The following is a 14,700-nucleotide window of genomic DNA, read 5'->3' on the forward strand; positions in this document are numbered from 1 at the left end:
CGCGATGCGTATAAATCACTCCAGTGAAGCGAGGGAAAGCGCAATATGGGTCAATCGGGTCAAGTTCGAGTGGTCGGAGCAGTCAGGGGGCAAGCGCGTCTGTCGGGGCGGCGCAAGCCGCGTGGGTTCTCCCTCGGCAGCTTGCTGGTCGTCATCCTGGTCGTCGGGGGCATCGTGATCCCGGCGGTCAGGGCCATCCCAAGCCTGCTGGAGTATTTTTCGGTCAAGCGTGCCATCAGCTATGCCAAGCAGCAGGCATCCAACAAGCGCGAAGTGGCCGATTATTTCAACAAGCAGGCGCAGATCGACCGTATCACCGCCGTGCGCAGCGACGACCTGGATATCCAGGAAGACGACAACGGCACGATCCGGTCGGTGGGCTTTTCCTACCGTAACGAGGTGCCGTTATACGGCCCTCTGAGCCTTTTGATTACCTACGCGGGAACGCAGTACTGACATGAACCTCGACGCCTTGCAGCAACGCCTCGGCTACCGCTTCAGCAAGCCAGAATTGCTGCAGCAGGCGCTGACGCACCGCAGCCACAGTGCCTTGCACAACGAACGCCTGGAATTCCTGGGCGATTCGGTGCTGAACTGCGCCGTGGCCGATATGCTGTATGGCATGTTCAGCAAGCTTGACGAAGGCGATCTGTCCCGCGTGCGCGCCAACCTGGTCAAGCAGCAGGCGCTGTATGAAATCGCGCAGATGCTGCAATTGTCCGAGGCGCTGCGCCTGGGCGAGGGGGAGCTGAAAAGCGGTGGCTTCCGCCGCCCGTCGATCCTGGCCGATGCGCTGGAAGCGATCGTCGGCGCGGTCTTCCTCGATGCCGGCTTCGAGGGCGCGCGCACCCTGATCCGCAAGCTGTATATCCCCATCCTCGAGCAGGTCGATCCGCGCACGCTGGGCAAGGATGCCAAGACGCTGCTGCAGGAGTACCTGCAAGGCCACAAGATAGCCCTGCCGCAATATAACGTGATCGCCACACATGGCGCCGCGCATAACCAGCAGTTTGAAGTCGAGTGCACCGTGCCTAAACTGGAAGTGCGGGTGTTCGGAACCGGTGCCTCGCGCCGTGCCGCCGAACAGGCCGCCGCCAAGCTGGCGCTCGACGAGGTGCAGAAGCTCGTGCCCCAGTTGCTCAAGCGCAGCCGGGCCGAGCGCACCGGCAAGACGCGCAAGCAACCGGTGCCACCCGATCCCCAGTTGTCTCTCAGGTTGAAGGAATGACCGAATCTACCGATCCGCGGCAAGACGCCGCGGGTACCCAAGCCGCTGCGTTCCGCTGCGGCACCGTGGCCATTGTCGGGCGTCCCAACGTCGGCAAATCCACCCTGATGAACGCGCTGGTTGGCCAGAAGATCAGCATCACCTCCCGCAAGGCGCAGACCACGCGCCATCGCATCGTCGGCATCCAGACCACCGGGGATGCCCAGTATGTGTTCGTCGATACGCCGGGTTTCCAGACGCGCCATGCCAGCGCGCTGAACCGCTCGCTGAACCGCGCGGTCACCTCGACGCTGTCGTCGGTGGACCTCGTGCTGTTCGTGGTCGAGGCCGGCTACTACGGCGCCGATGACGAGAAGGTGCTCTCGCTGCTGCCGAAGAAGGTCCCGGTGCTGCTGGTCACCAACAAGCTGGATCGCCTTGGCGCGGACCGGGCCGAAGTGATGATGCCCTTCCTGGAAAAGATGGGGCACCAATTCCAGTTTGCGGAAGTGGTGCCGATGTCCGCCAAGACGGTCGATCACATCGAGCGCCTGCTCGCCATCATCCGGCCCTACCTGCCGGAAGGCGAGCCGATGTACGACGCCGACTCCATGACCGATCGCAGCGAGCGTTTCATGGCTTCGGAGATCATCCGCGAGAAGGTGTTCCGCTGGACCGGTGATGAGTTGCCGTACACCAGCACCGTCATCATCGAGAAGTTCGAGACGGAAGGCCGGCTGCGGCGCATCTTCGCCACCATCCTGGTCGAGCGCGAAGGGCACAAGGCCATGATCATCGGCAACAAGGGCGCCAAGCTCAAGACCATCTCCACGGAGGCCCGCATCGACATGGAGAAGCTGTTCGACGGCAAGGTCTACCTGGAAATGTTCATCAAGGTGAAGAGCGGCTGGGCCGACAACGAAGCTGGATTGCGCGCCTACGGCTATGAATGACAGAGCGGGCGGGCCTGCCTTGAAGGCCCGCCGCAAAGATCCGGTGGTGGAAGAAGCCGCGGAACTCCTGGACAGCCACGCCGTGCCCGGCATGGAGGTGGCCGAGCAGCGCGCGATGATGGACCGCGCGCTACGCATCTTGCCGGCACGCACCGAGCTGCGCGTGGCCAACCAGCCCGGCTTCGTGCTGCATGCCTGGCCCTACCGGGAGACCAGCCTGATCCTCGACGTGTTCACGCGCGATCATGGCCGCGTGGCCATGGTGGCCAAGGGTGCCAAGCGGCCGCATTCGGCGCTGCGCCCGGTGCTGCAGCATTTCCAGCCGATCTCCCTGTCATGGAGTGGCCGCGGCGAGGTCAAGACGCTGACGCGCGCCGAGTGGGTCGGCGGCATGCTGCCGCTGGCCAGCGATGCCTTGCTCTCGGGGTTCTATCTCAACGAACTGCTGCTGCGCTTCTGCGCCCGCGAAGACGCCCACGTTACCCTGTTCCGCCAGTACATGGCCACGCTGACGCGGCTATCGCATGGCGAGCAGGCCGGCCTTGTGCTGCGCGGCTTCGAGCGCGTACTGCTGCAGGAAACCGGCTTCGCGGTCGCCTTCGATGAATGCGCCAGCTCGGGCGAGACGGTGGAGCCGGAACTGGACTATGTCTATCAGCCCGAGCGCGGCGTGCGCCGCGCGCAGGCCAGCGATCCGTCCTCGTGGCCGGTGGTTTCCGGGCAGACGCTGCTCGACATGTCGCGGGACGACTATGGCCGGACACAAACTGTCACGCAAAGTCGTGCGCTGATGCGCTTCCTGCTGCATTATTATCTGCAAGGCGCGCCGCTGAAGACGCGCCAGATCCTGATCGACCTGCACTATCTGTAAACCTATCTGTAAGCCTGTTTGTAAGCTATAAGCTTTCCCTGAGTTACCTCTGAGTTACCCCTGAGCCTTTCGAGCCTTCTCGCATGATCTTCCACGCGCATCCCGGCGTCATCGACCTTGGCGTCAATATCGACCACGTGGCCACGCTGCGCAATGCGCGCGGCACGGCCTATCCCGATCCGATCCAGGCAGCGCTGCAGGCCGAGCAGGCCGGCGCCGACCTGATCACCCTGCATCTGCGCGAGGATCGCCGCCATATCCGCGATGCCGACGTGCACGCCCTGCGTCCGTTGCTGGCCACGCGCATGAACCTGGAGTGCGCGATCACGCAGGAAATGCTCGATATCGCCTGCACGATCCGTCCGCAGGATGTCTGCCTGGTGCCCGAGCGGCGCGAGGAAGTCACCACCGAGGGCGGGCTGGACGTGGCGGGGCGCTTCGAGCAGGTCAAGGCCGCCTGCCGCCAGCTTGCCGACGCGGGCATCCGTGTTTCGCTCTTCATCGATGCACAGGCTGACCAGATCGAAGCCGCCGCCGCGTGCGGCGCACCGGTGGTCGAACTGCACACCGGCCGCTATGCCGATGCGCATTCCGCCGGGGAGCAGGCCACCGAACTTCGCCGCGTCGCCGAAGGCGTGGACATGGGGGTGCGGCTCGGCCTGGTGGTCAACGCCGGCCACGGCCTGCACTACACGAATGTGCAGCCGGTCGCCGCGCTGCATGGCATCAAGGAGCTGAACATCGGCCACGCCATCGTCGCGCATGCAGTCTTTGTCGGCTGGCAGAACGCCGTGCGCGAGATGAAGGCCATCATGGTCGCTGCGCGTCTCGGCACCACCTATGCGCGCCCGGATACCGCAGCGTGATCTACGGCATCGGCACCGACATCATCCAGATCGATCGCGTACAGGGCGTGATGGAGCGCACGCGCGGCCGTTTTGCCGAGAAGGTCCTTGGTCCGCAGGAACTCCAGAAATACCACGCCCGCAAGGCACGCTCCGAAAAGCGTGGACTGGCCTTCCTGGCCACGCGTTTCGCCGCCAAGGAGGCCTTCTCCAAGGCGATCGGCCTGGGCATGCGCTGGCCGATGACCTGGCGCGCCATGGAGTTGCTGAACCTGCCCTCCGGCGAGCCGTATCCGCATTGCCACGGCGAGCTCGACGCCTGGCTGCGCGAACGCGGCCTGGCGGTCCGGGTCAGTGTCAGCGACGAACACGATTATGCGGTCGCCTTTGCGATCGCCGAGACTGGCGGCGCCGATGTCCGCGCCAGCCTGCCGCTCGCCCCCCAGCCTAGCGAAGAATTCAAATGATCCAGAAGATTTCCGGCAAACGGCCGGGCCCGGTCGTACTCGATGTCAAAGGCAAGCATCTCGATGGGGAAGATATCCGCCGCATTGCCCACCCGCTGACCGGCGGCGTGATCCTGTTTGCGCGCAACTTCGAGTCGCGCGCGCAATTGCAGGCGCTGACGCACGAAATCCGCGCAGTGCGCGACGATGTGCTGATCTGCATCGATCACGAGGGCGGGCGGGTGCAGCGTGCCAGGACCGATGGCTTCACGCACCTGCCCGCGATGGCGCGGCTCGGCGCGCTGTGGGACCGCGACGTGCTCGCGGCAACCAGGGCGGCGGTCAGCTGCGGCTATGTGCTGGCGGCCGAATTGCGTGCCTGCGATATCGACCTGAGCTTCACGCCGGTGCTCGACCTGGACTACGGGCGCAGCGCCGTGATCGGCGACCGTGCCTTCCACGCCGACCCGCGCGTGGTGACGATGCTCGCCAATCACCTGACCCACGGCCTGCTGCTGGCCGGCATGGCCAATTGCGGCAAGCACTTCCCGGGCCACGGCTTCGTGGCCGCCGATTCGCACGTGGCGGTGCCGGTGGACGAGCGCGCTCTCGACGAGATCCTGGCGCAGGATGCCCGTCCCTACGAGTGGATGGGCATGGCGCTGTCTTCGGTCATGCCGGCACACGTGATCTATCCCAAGGTCGATCCGCAACCCGCCGGCTTCTCGCGCTACTGGCTGCAGGACGTGCTGCGCACCCAGCTTGGCTTCGAGGGCGTGATCTTCAGCGACGACCTGAGCATGGAAGGTGCCAGCGTCGCGGGGACGGTGACCGAGGCCGCACGCGCGGCGCTGGGCGCCGGCTGCGACATGGTGCTGATCTGCAACCATCCGGAGCGGGCCGACCAGTTGCTCAACGAACTCGACGTCAGCATCGGCAAGGCGTCGCAACGCCGCGTCCGCCACCTGTTCGGCCGCCGCAAGCCGCTGGCGTGGAACAAGCTGATGCAGGAGCCGGAGTACGCCGCGGCGCTGCGCGTGCTCAAGTCGCACGACCTGGTCGCCTGAGCCGACGAAGGGCAGGCGCAAATGCAGAAGGGCAGCCGAGGCTGCCCTTCTTTCCGATGCGCCATTCCCGGGGGAATGGCGGCGAACAAGCTGCGCTTAGGCGCGGCTGCGGTATTCGCCGGTGCGGGTGTCGATTTCGATCCTGTCGCCGATGCTGCAGAACAGCGGCACTTGCAGTTCGAAGCCGGTGTTGATCTTGGCGCCCTTGAGCACCTTGCCCGACGAGGTGTCGCCCTTGACGGCAGGTTCCGTGTAGACGATCTCGCGCACCAGCGTGGTGGGCATATCCACCGAGATGGCCTTGTCGTTGTAGAACACCACTTCGACGTTCATGCCGTCTTCGAGGTAGTTCAGCGAGTCGCCCATGCTGTCCTTCTCGACTTCGTACTGGTTGAAGTCGGTGTCCATGAACACGTACATCGGGTCGGCGAAGTACGAGTAGGTGCATTCGCGGCGCTCGAGCATCACGACTTCGAACTTGTCGTCGGCCTTGAAGACGGCTTCGCCCGGGGCTTCCGTCAGCAGGTTCTTGTACTTCATCTTGACCACGGCGGAGTTGCGGCCCGACTTGTTGTACTCAGCCTTCTGCACGACCATCGGGTCGGTGCCGATCATGAATACGTTGCCGACGCGGAGTTCTTGTGCGGTTTTCATCTGAACTAATTTCCTGAAAAAGAATGTCTCGGAATTCGGTATGGCGAAGGCGCGCTGCCGACGCACGGCGCTAGCGGTGTCCGCGCGCGCGACCCGTGCCCGACCCGTGCCCTTTACGCTAAGGCCCCGTGCCGCGTGTACCGTGGCGCAAGCCAGGGCCGATCGCTTGCACAGGGCGCATCCGTCTTCCGGCCCGGTCGCCATCAAATCAACCCATTATTTTACCCGATTTTCACAAAATGCCACCAGATTTGCCGCCAAGTCGCCAAGGTGCAGCAGGCTGCGCTGCCATTGCTCGACGGCATGGGCAAGGGCGGGCAGATGCGCGTGCAATCGCGGCCAGTCAGGTGATCCATCGTCCTTGTTCCAGCCGTGCCAGAAACTGGAGAGTGCACTGGCCGCCTCTGCCTGGCCGCTGCGTTCCATCCGCTGCACGAGCAGCGCCAGGAAGGCATCGAGCTTGACCATGTGCGCGGTGTCGGATTGCGGGTAGATATGCCAGACAAAGGGCCGGCCCGCCCACTGCGCGCGCACGAACGAGTCCTCGCCTCGCACGAAGTTAAGGTCGCATAGCCACAGGAGTTCATCGTAATGCTCCTGCCGCACGAAGGGCACGACCTGCACGGTCAGGCTGCCGCGCATGAACACGCTGCCCGGCGTGCAGTCGGCGGCGCCGAACCATTCGCTCGCCTGCCGGGCGGCCAGGCCAGCCGGCACCAGGCACTGGACCGGCTCCGGGCCATCGCGCCATTGCGCCAGCAGCGCCGGCAGGGCAGCGTTGGCGTAGGCGAACAGGCTGACCTTCAGTGCGCCATYGATGGGCCGGGCACCAAGGCGATGCCACAGCGCAGCCTGCGCCGCGGGGCTGGCGCGAAAATTCTCGCGCTGCATGCCYAGCATGGTTTCGCGCAGCAGCCCGCCCGTGCCGGGCTCGAAGCCGGGGAAAAAAAAGTGCTTGACCAGCGGCAGGCGCGGATGGGGCGAGGCCATGCCGTGGTGTTCCCTGACCCAGGGCTCGGCGCTCAGGTATTCGAGATTGATCCAGGCTGGCTTGGCCGCGCATGCGGCCATGGCGGCAAGAAACGGCTCCGGCAGGTCGCATGCAAAGGCTTCGATCACCGCATCGTGCGGTATGACGTCCGCGAAGCGGGCAGCGCTTTCCTGCGCGCTCTCCTGGTCCGGACGCCGCCATGGACGGATCGTCACGCCGGCAAGCTCCTGCTGGCGCGCTGCCATATCGAGGCCGGGGGCCAGGCGCGCGAAGCTGGCGAGATCGTCCACCCACAACCGCACGGCGTGGCCATGCTCCTGTGCCAGCTGGCGCGCCAGCCGCCAGCAGACGCCGATATCGCCGAAATTGTCGATAACGGTACAGAAGATGTCCCAGGAGCGGATGGCACGGTCGGGGTGGGCAGGCATGGTGGCGTGTGTCGGCAAGGATTTGCTCTAAACTTGCGATTTTAGAGCCTGTTGCGCGTGGCCTCGCGGCGCACGTATGAAACGGGCCCCCTCACGGCCAACCCCCTCCCGATGTCCCAGCAGGAACCCGAACCCGAAACCCACGATCAAGGCGCGCCCGCCGCCGGCCAGCCGGAAGACCAGCGCGCGCTGCCGCACGAAGCGGCTCCCGAGGCTGCAGCCGCGTCCGAGCCGGAGGTCCCGTTCGATGCCAAGGCCGTCATTGCCCAGTTGCCCGGATTGCCCGGCGTCTATCGCTACTTCGATGCTAACGGCAATATCCTTTACGTGGGCAAGGCACGCGACCTGAAGAAACGCGTCGCCAGCTATTTCAACAAGACCTTGTTGTCGCCGCGCATCGCCATGATGGTGGCCAGGATCGCGCGCATCGATACCACGGTGGTGCGCACCGAGGCCGAAGCCCTGCTGCTCGAAAACAACCTGATCAAGGCACTGGCGCCGCGCTACAACATCCTGTTCCGCGACGACAAGTCGTACCCGTTCCTCAAGCTGACCGGCCATCGCTTCCCGCGCATGGCTTACTACCGCGGCGCCACCGACCGCAAGCACCAATACTTTGGGCCGTTCCCGAGCGCGCACGCGGTGCGGGAAAGCATGCAGATCCTGCAGCGGGTGTTCCAGCTGCGCACCTGCGAGGATACGGTCTTCAGCAATCGCACGCGGCCGTGCCTGCTGCACCAGATTCATCGCTGCACCGGCCCTTGCGTGGGCGCTATCAGCGAGGCGGATTACGCGCGCGATGTCGGCAATGCGGCGCGCTTCCTGCAGGGCCGGCAGAACGAGGTGCTCGAAGGCCTGCAGGCGAAAATGGAAGAGCATGCCGGCCGCCTGGAATTCGAGCAGGCGGCAGCGGTGCGGGACCAGATCGGGGCACTGTCCACCGTGCTCAAGCGGCAGGCCGTGGAGGAGGTCGGGCAGGCCAGCGACATCGACGTGCTCGCGGTGGCGGTGGAGGGCGGTCGCGCCTGCGTCAACCTGGCGATGATCCGTGGGGGGCGGCATTTGGGCGACAAGGCCTACTTCCCGGCGCACGTCGAGGAAGGCGCCATGATCGTCGAGGAAGAGGATGAAGCCGCCGCGGGCGCGGCGTCCGAGGCCGCTGGTGAACGCGCGGCCAGTGCTCCCGCCGGCGTACCGGTCGAGCGCATTGCCGCCGAGGTGTTGTCCGCCTTCATGGCGCAGCACTATCTGGACCAGGCCGTGCCGCCGATTATCGTGGTCAGCCACCTGCCGCCGGACAAGACCTTGCTGGAGGCGCTGTCGCTGCAGGCCGGGCGCAAGGTCACGCTGGTCCGCCAGCCGCAGGGGCAGCGCCGGGCCTGGCTGGAAATGGCCCAGCAAGGCGCGGCACTGGCGCTGTCCCGCCGCCTGGCGGAGCAGGGCAGCCAGCAGGCCCGCACGCGCGCACTGGCGGAGACGATTGGCCTCGACATGGAAGACCTGGCGCTGCTGCGGGTGGAATGCTTCGACATCAGCCACACTGCCGGCGAGGCCACGCAGGCCTCCTGCGTGGTCTTTCATCATCACGAGATGCAGAACGCCGAGTACCGCCGCTACAACATCCAGGACATCACGCCCGGCGACGATTACGCCGCCATGCGCCAGGTGCTGACACGGCGCTACCAGAAGCTGGTGGAGCTGATGGAGCAGGCACAGGAGCCCGTCCCCGAAGGCGGCGATTCAGGTGTGGCCGGTGCGGCCGGTGCGCCTGCCGCGTCATCGCTGATGCCCACTGTGGTCCTGATCGATGGCGGCAAGGGCCAGGTGGAAGTCGCGCGCCAGGTCTTCGAGGAGCTTGGCCTCGATATCGGCGCGCTGGTCGGCGTGGCCAAGGGCGAAGGCCGCAAGGTCGGGCTGGAGACGCTGGTATTCGCCGATGGCCGGCCCTCGCTGGAACTGGGGCAGGGCAGCGCGGCCCTGATGCTGGTGGCGCAGATCCGCGACGAGGCGCACCGCTTTGCCATCACCGGCATGCGCGCGCGCCGCGCCAAGGTGCGCACCACCTCGCGGCTGGAGGAGATCGAAGGTGTCGGCGCCCGCCGCAGGCAGAAGCTGCTCACGCGCTTCGGCGGCCTGCGCGGCGTCATCGGGGCCAGTATCGATGAGCTGGCCAGCGTCGACGGCATCTCGCATGCGCTGGCCGAGGAAATCTATCGGCAGCTGCATTGATCTGGACACATCCAGGGCCCCTGTTGCAGGAAATGATCGGCTTTCGTTGAAATAGGCGACAATCCCGGCATTGCCATTGCTGTTGTCACGTTCCGAGCCCCCATGCCGCTGAATATACCGATCCTGCTGACCTGGCTCCGCGTTGCCATGATTCCCCTTGTGGTAGGCGTGTTCTACTTGCCCGAGGCATGGCTGCCAATGCATGCCAAGAACATGACGGCAGCGGGTTTCTTCATCATTGCCGCGGTCACCGACTGGCTGGACGGTTTCCTGGCAAGGCGCTGGAACCAGACATCCTCCTTCGGCGCCTTCCTCGACCCGGTGGCGGACAAGCTGATGGTGGCGGCGGCATTGCTCTCCCTGCTGGCGCTGGGCCGGGTCGCCGACCTGATCGCGCTGGTGATCATCGGCCGGGAGATCACCATCTCGGCGCTGCGGGAGTGGATGGCGCAGATCGGCGCGTCCAAGAGCGTGGCGGTGAATTTCCTCGGCAAGCTCAAGACCACCTTCCAGATGATCGCGATACCGCTGCTGCTCTTCAACGACAGCCTGTTCGGCATCGTCGATGCCTCGGTGCTGGGCGCGTGGCTGATCTATGTGGCGGCGGTGCTGACGCTGTGGTCGATGTTCTATTACATGAAGCTGGCATGGCCGCAGATTCGCGAGCGCAGCGGCCTGAGTGGCGAGGCCACCGCACAAAAGTGATGAGCTACTGAAAAATATGCTTGACGAATGCCGCGCCGGTTTGCCATAATCCTGTTCTCGCTTCTGACGAAACAAACCGAACGAAGCGAAAAGCAGCAAGAATGCAGCGTGATGTGAGCACTATGAGCACAAAAGTTGCGTTCCAGGTAAGAAGTCAGCAGGATCCTGCGGGAGTAGCTCAGTTGGTAGAGCGCAACCTTGCCAAGGTTGAGGTCGCGAGTTCGAGCCTCGTCTCCCGCTCCAGGTTTCCGTTGCTTTTGGAAGGCCCGGTGCATACCGTGGAATTCCAGATCGGCACGCAGAGTAGTCAATGCGGGAGTAGCTCAGTTGGTAGAGCGCAACCTTGCCAAGGTTGAGGTCGCGAGTTCGAGCCTCGTCTCCCGCTCCAGTCCCAAAGGGAAGCACCGCTTCCCTTTTTGTTTGTGATGGTGGTACGCAGGCGCGCCCGGCAGGGTCAGGCGAATGCGGCTACAATCCCAGCAGCCGTCACCCGGCGGGGTGGCAGAGTGGTCATGCAGCGGCCTGCAAAGCCGTGTACGCCGGTTCGATTCCGACCCCCGCCTCCAATTTGAAGCCCTGATTTATCAGGGCTTTTCCTTTTGTGCCTTCCGCGCAATACGCTCGAACCCGGTCGAAAGGTACCTCCACCTATTTCGACAAGGATGGCATTGTGCGTGGCCAGCAGGTGAAGACCGACCTGGACGGGTGGGGAGGAAATCGAAACTGGTAAAATCTGATGTCAAAGCGCCTTAATGCGCATGCCAGAATTCGTCACAGGGACTGACAAGATCTGTCAGGATGCCTCTGATACATGAAGTTACAACTGACGCAGTTTGTCACAAACGTCCGACATTCAGCTCAAATGAGCCTGGCACGAGCGTTGCGTATAGGGTTGACGCAGCAAGTTGCTGCTTACAAATAACAGGGGTCAGTCACCATGAAAAAAGCACGGATGGGAATCAAGCGGGTACAAAAGGGCTTCACGCTGATCGAACTGATGATCGTGATCGCGATCATCGGTATTTTGGCGGCGATTGCGATTCCGCAGTATCAGACTTACACGGCGAAAGCACGATTTGCTGAAGTCATCCAAACGACGGCACCCCTTAAGGTTGCGGCCGAAGTGTGTTTGCAACAGGACGGCGCCATCGCAAACTGTGGCGTCCCGGGCGCTAACGGTATTCCTGCTACGCCGGTTGCCGCAGGCTACACGGCTTCAGTTGCATTGGCCGGCGACGCTGTTCCTGCAACCAAGATTGTTATTACCGCGACCGCGATTGCCACCAGCGGCTTGGGCGGCGCAACGTACATCCTGACCGGCACTCCTAACGCTGGTGGGTCCGCAACCGCGATGACGTGGGTGGTCTCCGGCACTTGCAAGACCTCTGGTCTCTGCTAAACAGAGTTCGTTTGCTATTAGGTGATTACAAGAGAAAGCGCTTTCGGGCAAGGTAAGGCCATCGCTTAGATTTTTTGAAGCGGCTTGCCTGATTAGGCAAAACACCCCAGTGAGTCAAGGACTTACAGGGGTGTTTTCATGTTGGGTCTGGGGCCCCGCCAAGGCAATAGCAAATTCGATTCCGAAAGCATCTCGCCACTCGGCGGGGTGCCGCCCCCGGCCGGGGGCATTCGTCCGATCCAAGTCAACCTCTGTCCAAAAGCCTCGTCTGCGCCAACATCGAAATCCGCCTCGGCGCGGCGAGGGGAAGCCGGAACATGAAAGGGCCACATCCAGCCCGGATTCCGCGCTTTGCCGATGTGGTGATCGTGTTACATTCCATATACGTCGTCTTCGCGGGGCGTTCAGGGGAAATCCGACCTGGACTGCGCGCCATTGTCGTCCGGATGGACCAGTGCCGCGCTATGGCCTCCGGGCTCTATAGCACTCCCGTTCCCGTTTTCCCTCAATCAACGCGGTACCGCTTGGCCACTGCGCAGCGTTCGACGCTGCGAGGAAGGCAAGGGGACGCTTTGTGGTCCCCGCCGGTTTTTTCCGGAGGAGGGCGAGTGGGTCCATCCATTCAACGCCGTCAAGACCACCCACGAGGAACCCCCAACGCATGCATCACGCTACCCCGCTCATCAGCACCATCGTTGGCGGCCTCGTCCTGGCGTTTATTCTGGGCGCGCTGGCCAACCGGCTCAAGCTGCCGCCGCTGATCGGCTACCTGTGCGCGGGCATCGTGGTGGGTCCGCATACGCCGGGCTATACCGCTGACCAGGCTTTGGCTCCACAGTTGGCGGAACTCGGGGTGATCCTGCTGATGTTCGGGGTTGGGTTGCATTTTTCCCTCAAGGACCTGATGGCGGTGAAGACGATCGCCATTCCTGGCGCGGTGGTGCAGATCGCCATCGCTACCCTGCTTGGCATGGGCGCGGCCTGGGGCTTCGGTTGGGAGTGGGGACCGGGCCTGGTCTTTGGGCTGGCACTCTCGGTGGCGAGCACGGTGGTGCTGCTCAAGGCATTGCAAGAGCGCGAGCTGGTGGAGTCGGCGCAGGGCCGGATCGCGGTCGGCTGGCTGATCGTGGAGGACCTGGCCATGGTGCTGGTGCTCGTGCTGCTGCCAGCGCTTGCGGGCTTGCTGACGCCGTCTGCCGATGTGGCGGGCTCGGACGCCGCCGCAGCAGGCTCGGCACAAATCCTGTTGACGGTGTTCGCCACCTTGGGCAAGGTGGCCGCCTTTGTCGCCGTGATGCTGGTGATCGGCCGGCGCTTTATTCCATGGATGCTGGAGCGCATCGTCTGGACCGGCAGCCGCGAATTGTTCCGGCTGGCGGTGCTGGCCACGGCGCTCGGCGTGGCCTTCGGCGCCTATGCGCTGTTCGGCGTGTCGTTCGCGCTGGGTGCATTCTTTGCCGGCATGGTGCTGGCGGAGTCGGAGTTCAGCCATCGCGCGGCCGAAGAGTCGTTGCCGCTGCGCGATGCGTTCGCGGTGCTGTTCTTCGTCTCGGTGGGGATGCTGTTCAACCCCATGGTACTGATCACCGATCCCTGGGGCGTGCTGGCCACGCTGTTTATCATCGTGGTGGGCAAATCGCTCGCTGCGCTGTGCATCGTGCGGGCATTCGGGCATTCCACCCGCACCGGCATGACCATCGCGGTGAGCCTGGCCCAGATCGGCGAGTTCTCCTTTATCCTTGCCGGCCTGGGCGTCTACCTGAAAATCCTGCCCGAGCGCGGGCAGGCGCTCATCCTGGCTGGCGCACTGCTTTCCATCGTGCTCAATCCGCTGCTGTTCCACCTGCTCGATCGCTACAACGCAAGGCATGCGGGCGAGGCCGATCCGCAGCCAGCCTGAGCGTAGGCGCGCGGCTGTTCAGTGGCCGGCGGCAGCGTCGCGGCGGAGGTACTCGGTGAAGGCCAGCAGGCCCTGCGTCGGGTATTTGTCCTGGTGGACCACCAGATGCAGCGGTCTCACCACGTCAGGCAAGCCTTCGCGCAGCGCTACCAGGGTGCCGCGCTGCAATTCTTCCTCCACGACTTGCAGCGACAGGCAACTCACGCCAAAGCCGCTCATCACGGCACGCTTGATCGCTTCGGAATTGCCCAGTTCCAGCGCAAAACGCAGCTCGCCCAAAAGGGGCGCCAGGCGCTGCTCGATGATCTCGCGCGTCCCCGAGCCCGGTTCGCGCACGACCCAGTCCGCCTCACGCAGGGCATCGAGGTCGCCAGGCCTGTTCGCCAGGGGATGCGCCGGGCTGACCACGACCACCATCACATCGTCGCGCCAATGCGCGCTGCGCAGGTCGCGCTCGTGGCAGGTGCCTTCGATCAGCCCGATATCCGCCTCGAACTGGAGCAGCGCCTGCAGCACTTCGCGCGTGTTGCCGATGCGCATGTCGAGCGCGCAAGGTCCGCTCTGCGCGTGGCGAAAGCCCGCGAGCAGGCCGGGCAGGATGTAGCTGCCAATGGTGTTGCTGGCCGCAATGCGCAGTTGCACGCCGGGCTGGACGGTGAAGCGTTCGAGTTCATGCGCCTGGTCCAGCAGCGACAGCGCGCGCGGGAAAAACAGCCGGCCGGTCTCATTGATGCTGAGCCGGCGCGCAATCCGGTCAAACAGCGCGCCGCCCAGCGCGGTCTCCAGATCCGCCAGCGCGGCGCTGACCGCGGATTGGGACATGGCCAGCGCGCTGGCCGCCGCTACGGTGCTGCCGTGCTGCGCAACCGCGACAAAAACCGAGAGCTGGCGCAAGGTCAGGCGGAGAGGGCGCTGGTTCATATCTGAAATTTAGGTAAGGTATAGCTATATTACCTGTTTTACAGATTTAGGCGTGCCAACTACGCTTGGAACATGCTCAATAAG

14 protein-coding genes and 3 tRNA genes are annotated in these 14,700 nt (G+C 64.1%); 14 read left to right on the top strand and 3 right to left on the bottom strand.

What is annotated here, in order from left to right; translation table 11 throughout:
- Window positions 1–45: 45 nt before the first annotated feature.
- From AC1DQ3_RS18250 to nagZ, 7 genes are all read left to right on the top strand, one after another.
- The gene (locus AC1DQ3_RS18250; RefSeq protein ID WP_477121564.1) at window positions 46–456 is read left to right on the top strand and encodes a DUF4845 domain-containing protein; all 411 of its coding nucleotides are present in this window, start codon (window positions 46–48) and stop codon (window positions 454–456) included.
- Between the two features lies 1 nt (window position 457).
- Entirely contained in the window at window positions 458–1,228 is a 771-nt protein-coding gene (rnc, locus tag AC1DQ3_RS18255) for a ribonuclease III (RefSeq protein ID WP_020205117.1), read from the top strand.
- Window positions 1,225–2,160, top strand: coding sequence for a GTPase Era (era, locus tag AC1DQ3_RS18260; RefSeq protein ID WP_477121565.1), 936 nt, complete (start codon window positions 1,225–1,227; stop codon window positions 2,158–2,160). Before rnc ends, era begins: the two co-directional genes overlap by 4 nt.
- Window positions 2,153–3,031 (top strand): DNA repair protein RecO, encoded by an 879-nt coding sequence (gene recO, locus AC1DQ3_RS18265; RefSeq protein WP_477121566.1) that lies wholly within the window; start codon window positions 2,153–2,155, stop codon window positions 3,029–3,031. Before era ends, recO begins: the two co-directional genes overlap by 8 nt.
- 83 nt (window positions 3,032–3,114) lie before the next feature.
- Complete coding sequence (gene pdxJ, locus AC1DQ3_RS18270) at window positions 3,115–3,897, top strand: pyridoxine 5'-phosphate synthase (RefSeq protein ID WP_477121567.1); 783 nt, start codon at window positions 3,115–3,117, stop codon at window positions 3,895–3,897.
- Window positions 3,894–4,343 carry a holo-ACP synthase gene (gene acpS, locus AC1DQ3_RS18275; protein WP_477121568.1) on the top strand — a complete coding sequence of 150 codons (450 nt, stop codon included), beginning with the start codon at window positions 3,894–3,896 and terminating at the stop codon, window positions 4,341–4,343. Before pdxJ ends, acpS begins: the two co-directional genes overlap by 4 nt.
- Entirely contained in the window at window positions 4,340–5,389 is a 1,050-nt protein-coding gene (gene nagZ, locus AC1DQ3_RS18280; protein ID WP_477121569.1) for a beta-N-acetylhexosaminidase, read from the top strand. The genes acpS and nagZ overlap by 4 nt, the downstream gene beginning before the upstream one ends.
- A 96-nt stretch (window positions 5,390–5,485) precedes the next feature.
- Here nagZ and efp read toward each other — a convergent pair whose 3' ends face one another.
- Window positions 5,486–6,043 (bottom strand): elongation factor P, encoded by a 558-nt coding sequence (gene efp / locus AC1DQ3_RS18285; RefSeq protein ID WP_477121570.1) that lies wholly within the window; start codon window positions 6,041–6,043, stop codon window positions 5,486–5,488.
- A gap of 216 nt (window positions 6,044–6,259) precedes the next feature.
- The gene (earP, locus tag AC1DQ3_RS18290) at window positions 6,260–7,462 is read right to left on the bottom strand and encodes an elongation factor P maturation arginine rhamnosyltransferase EarP (protein ID WP_477121571.1); all 1,203 of its coding nucleotides are present in this window, start codon (window positions 7,460–7,462) and stop codon (window positions 6,260–6,262) included.
- 111 nt (window positions 7,463–7,573) lie between these two features.
- Here earP and uvrC point away from each other — a divergent pair, with 111 nt between their 5' ends.
- From uvrC to AC1DQ3_RS18325, 7 genes are all read left to right on the top strand, one after another.
- Window positions 7,574–9,691 (top strand): excinuclease ABC subunit UvrC, encoded by a 2,118-nt coding sequence (gene uvrC / locus AC1DQ3_RS18295; RefSeq protein WP_477121572.1) that lies wholly within the window; start codon window positions 7,574–7,576, stop codon window positions 9,689–9,691.
- A 102-nt stretch (window positions 9,692–9,793) separates the two neighbouring features.
- Window positions 9,794–10,396: a CDP-diacylglycerol--glycerol-3-phosphate 3-phosphatidyltransferase gene (gene pgsA, locus AC1DQ3_RS18300; RefSeq protein ID WP_477121573.1), complete on the top strand. Its 603-nt coding sequence runs from the start codon at window positions 9,794–9,796 to the stop codon at window positions 10,394–10,396.
- A gap of 167 nt (window positions 10,397–10,563) precedes the next feature.
- Window positions 10,564–10,639 (top strand) — tRNA-Gly (locus tag AC1DQ3_RS18305).
- A gap of 69 nt (window positions 10,640–10,708) precedes the next feature.
- Window positions 10,709–10,784 (top strand) — tRNA-Gly (locus AC1DQ3_RS18310).
- 104 nt (window positions 10,785–10,888) lie between these two features.
- A tRNA-Cys gene (locus AC1DQ3_RS18315) sits at window positions 10,889–10,962 on the top strand.
- Window positions 10,963–11,333: 371 nt separating this feature from the next.
- On the top strand, window positions 11,334–11,795 hold the full coding sequence (locus tag AC1DQ3_RS18320) for a pilin (RefSeq protein ID WP_477121574.1): 462 nt from the start codon (window positions 11,334–11,336) through the stop codon (window positions 11,793–11,795).
- Window positions 11,796–12,456: 661 nt separating this feature from the next.
- Window positions 12,457–13,695 carry a cation:proton antiporter domain-containing protein gene (locus tag AC1DQ3_RS18325; RefSeq protein ID WP_477121575.1) on the top strand — a complete coding sequence of 413 codons (1,239 nt, stop codon included), beginning with the start codon at window positions 12,457–12,459 and terminating at the stop codon, window positions 13,693–13,695.
- Between the two features lie 18 nt (window positions 13,696–13,713).
- Here the strand turns inward: AC1DQ3_RS18325 and AC1DQ3_RS18330 are convergent, their stop codons facing one another.
- A complete protein-coding gene (locus tag AC1DQ3_RS18330) occupies window positions 13,714–14,616 on the bottom strand; it encodes a LysR family transcriptional regulator (protein WP_477121576.1) in 903 nt (300 codons plus the stop codon).
- Window positions 14,617–14,700: the final 84 nt, after the last annotated feature.

The organism is Cupriavidus sp. 01T418 (assembly GCF_056398885.1).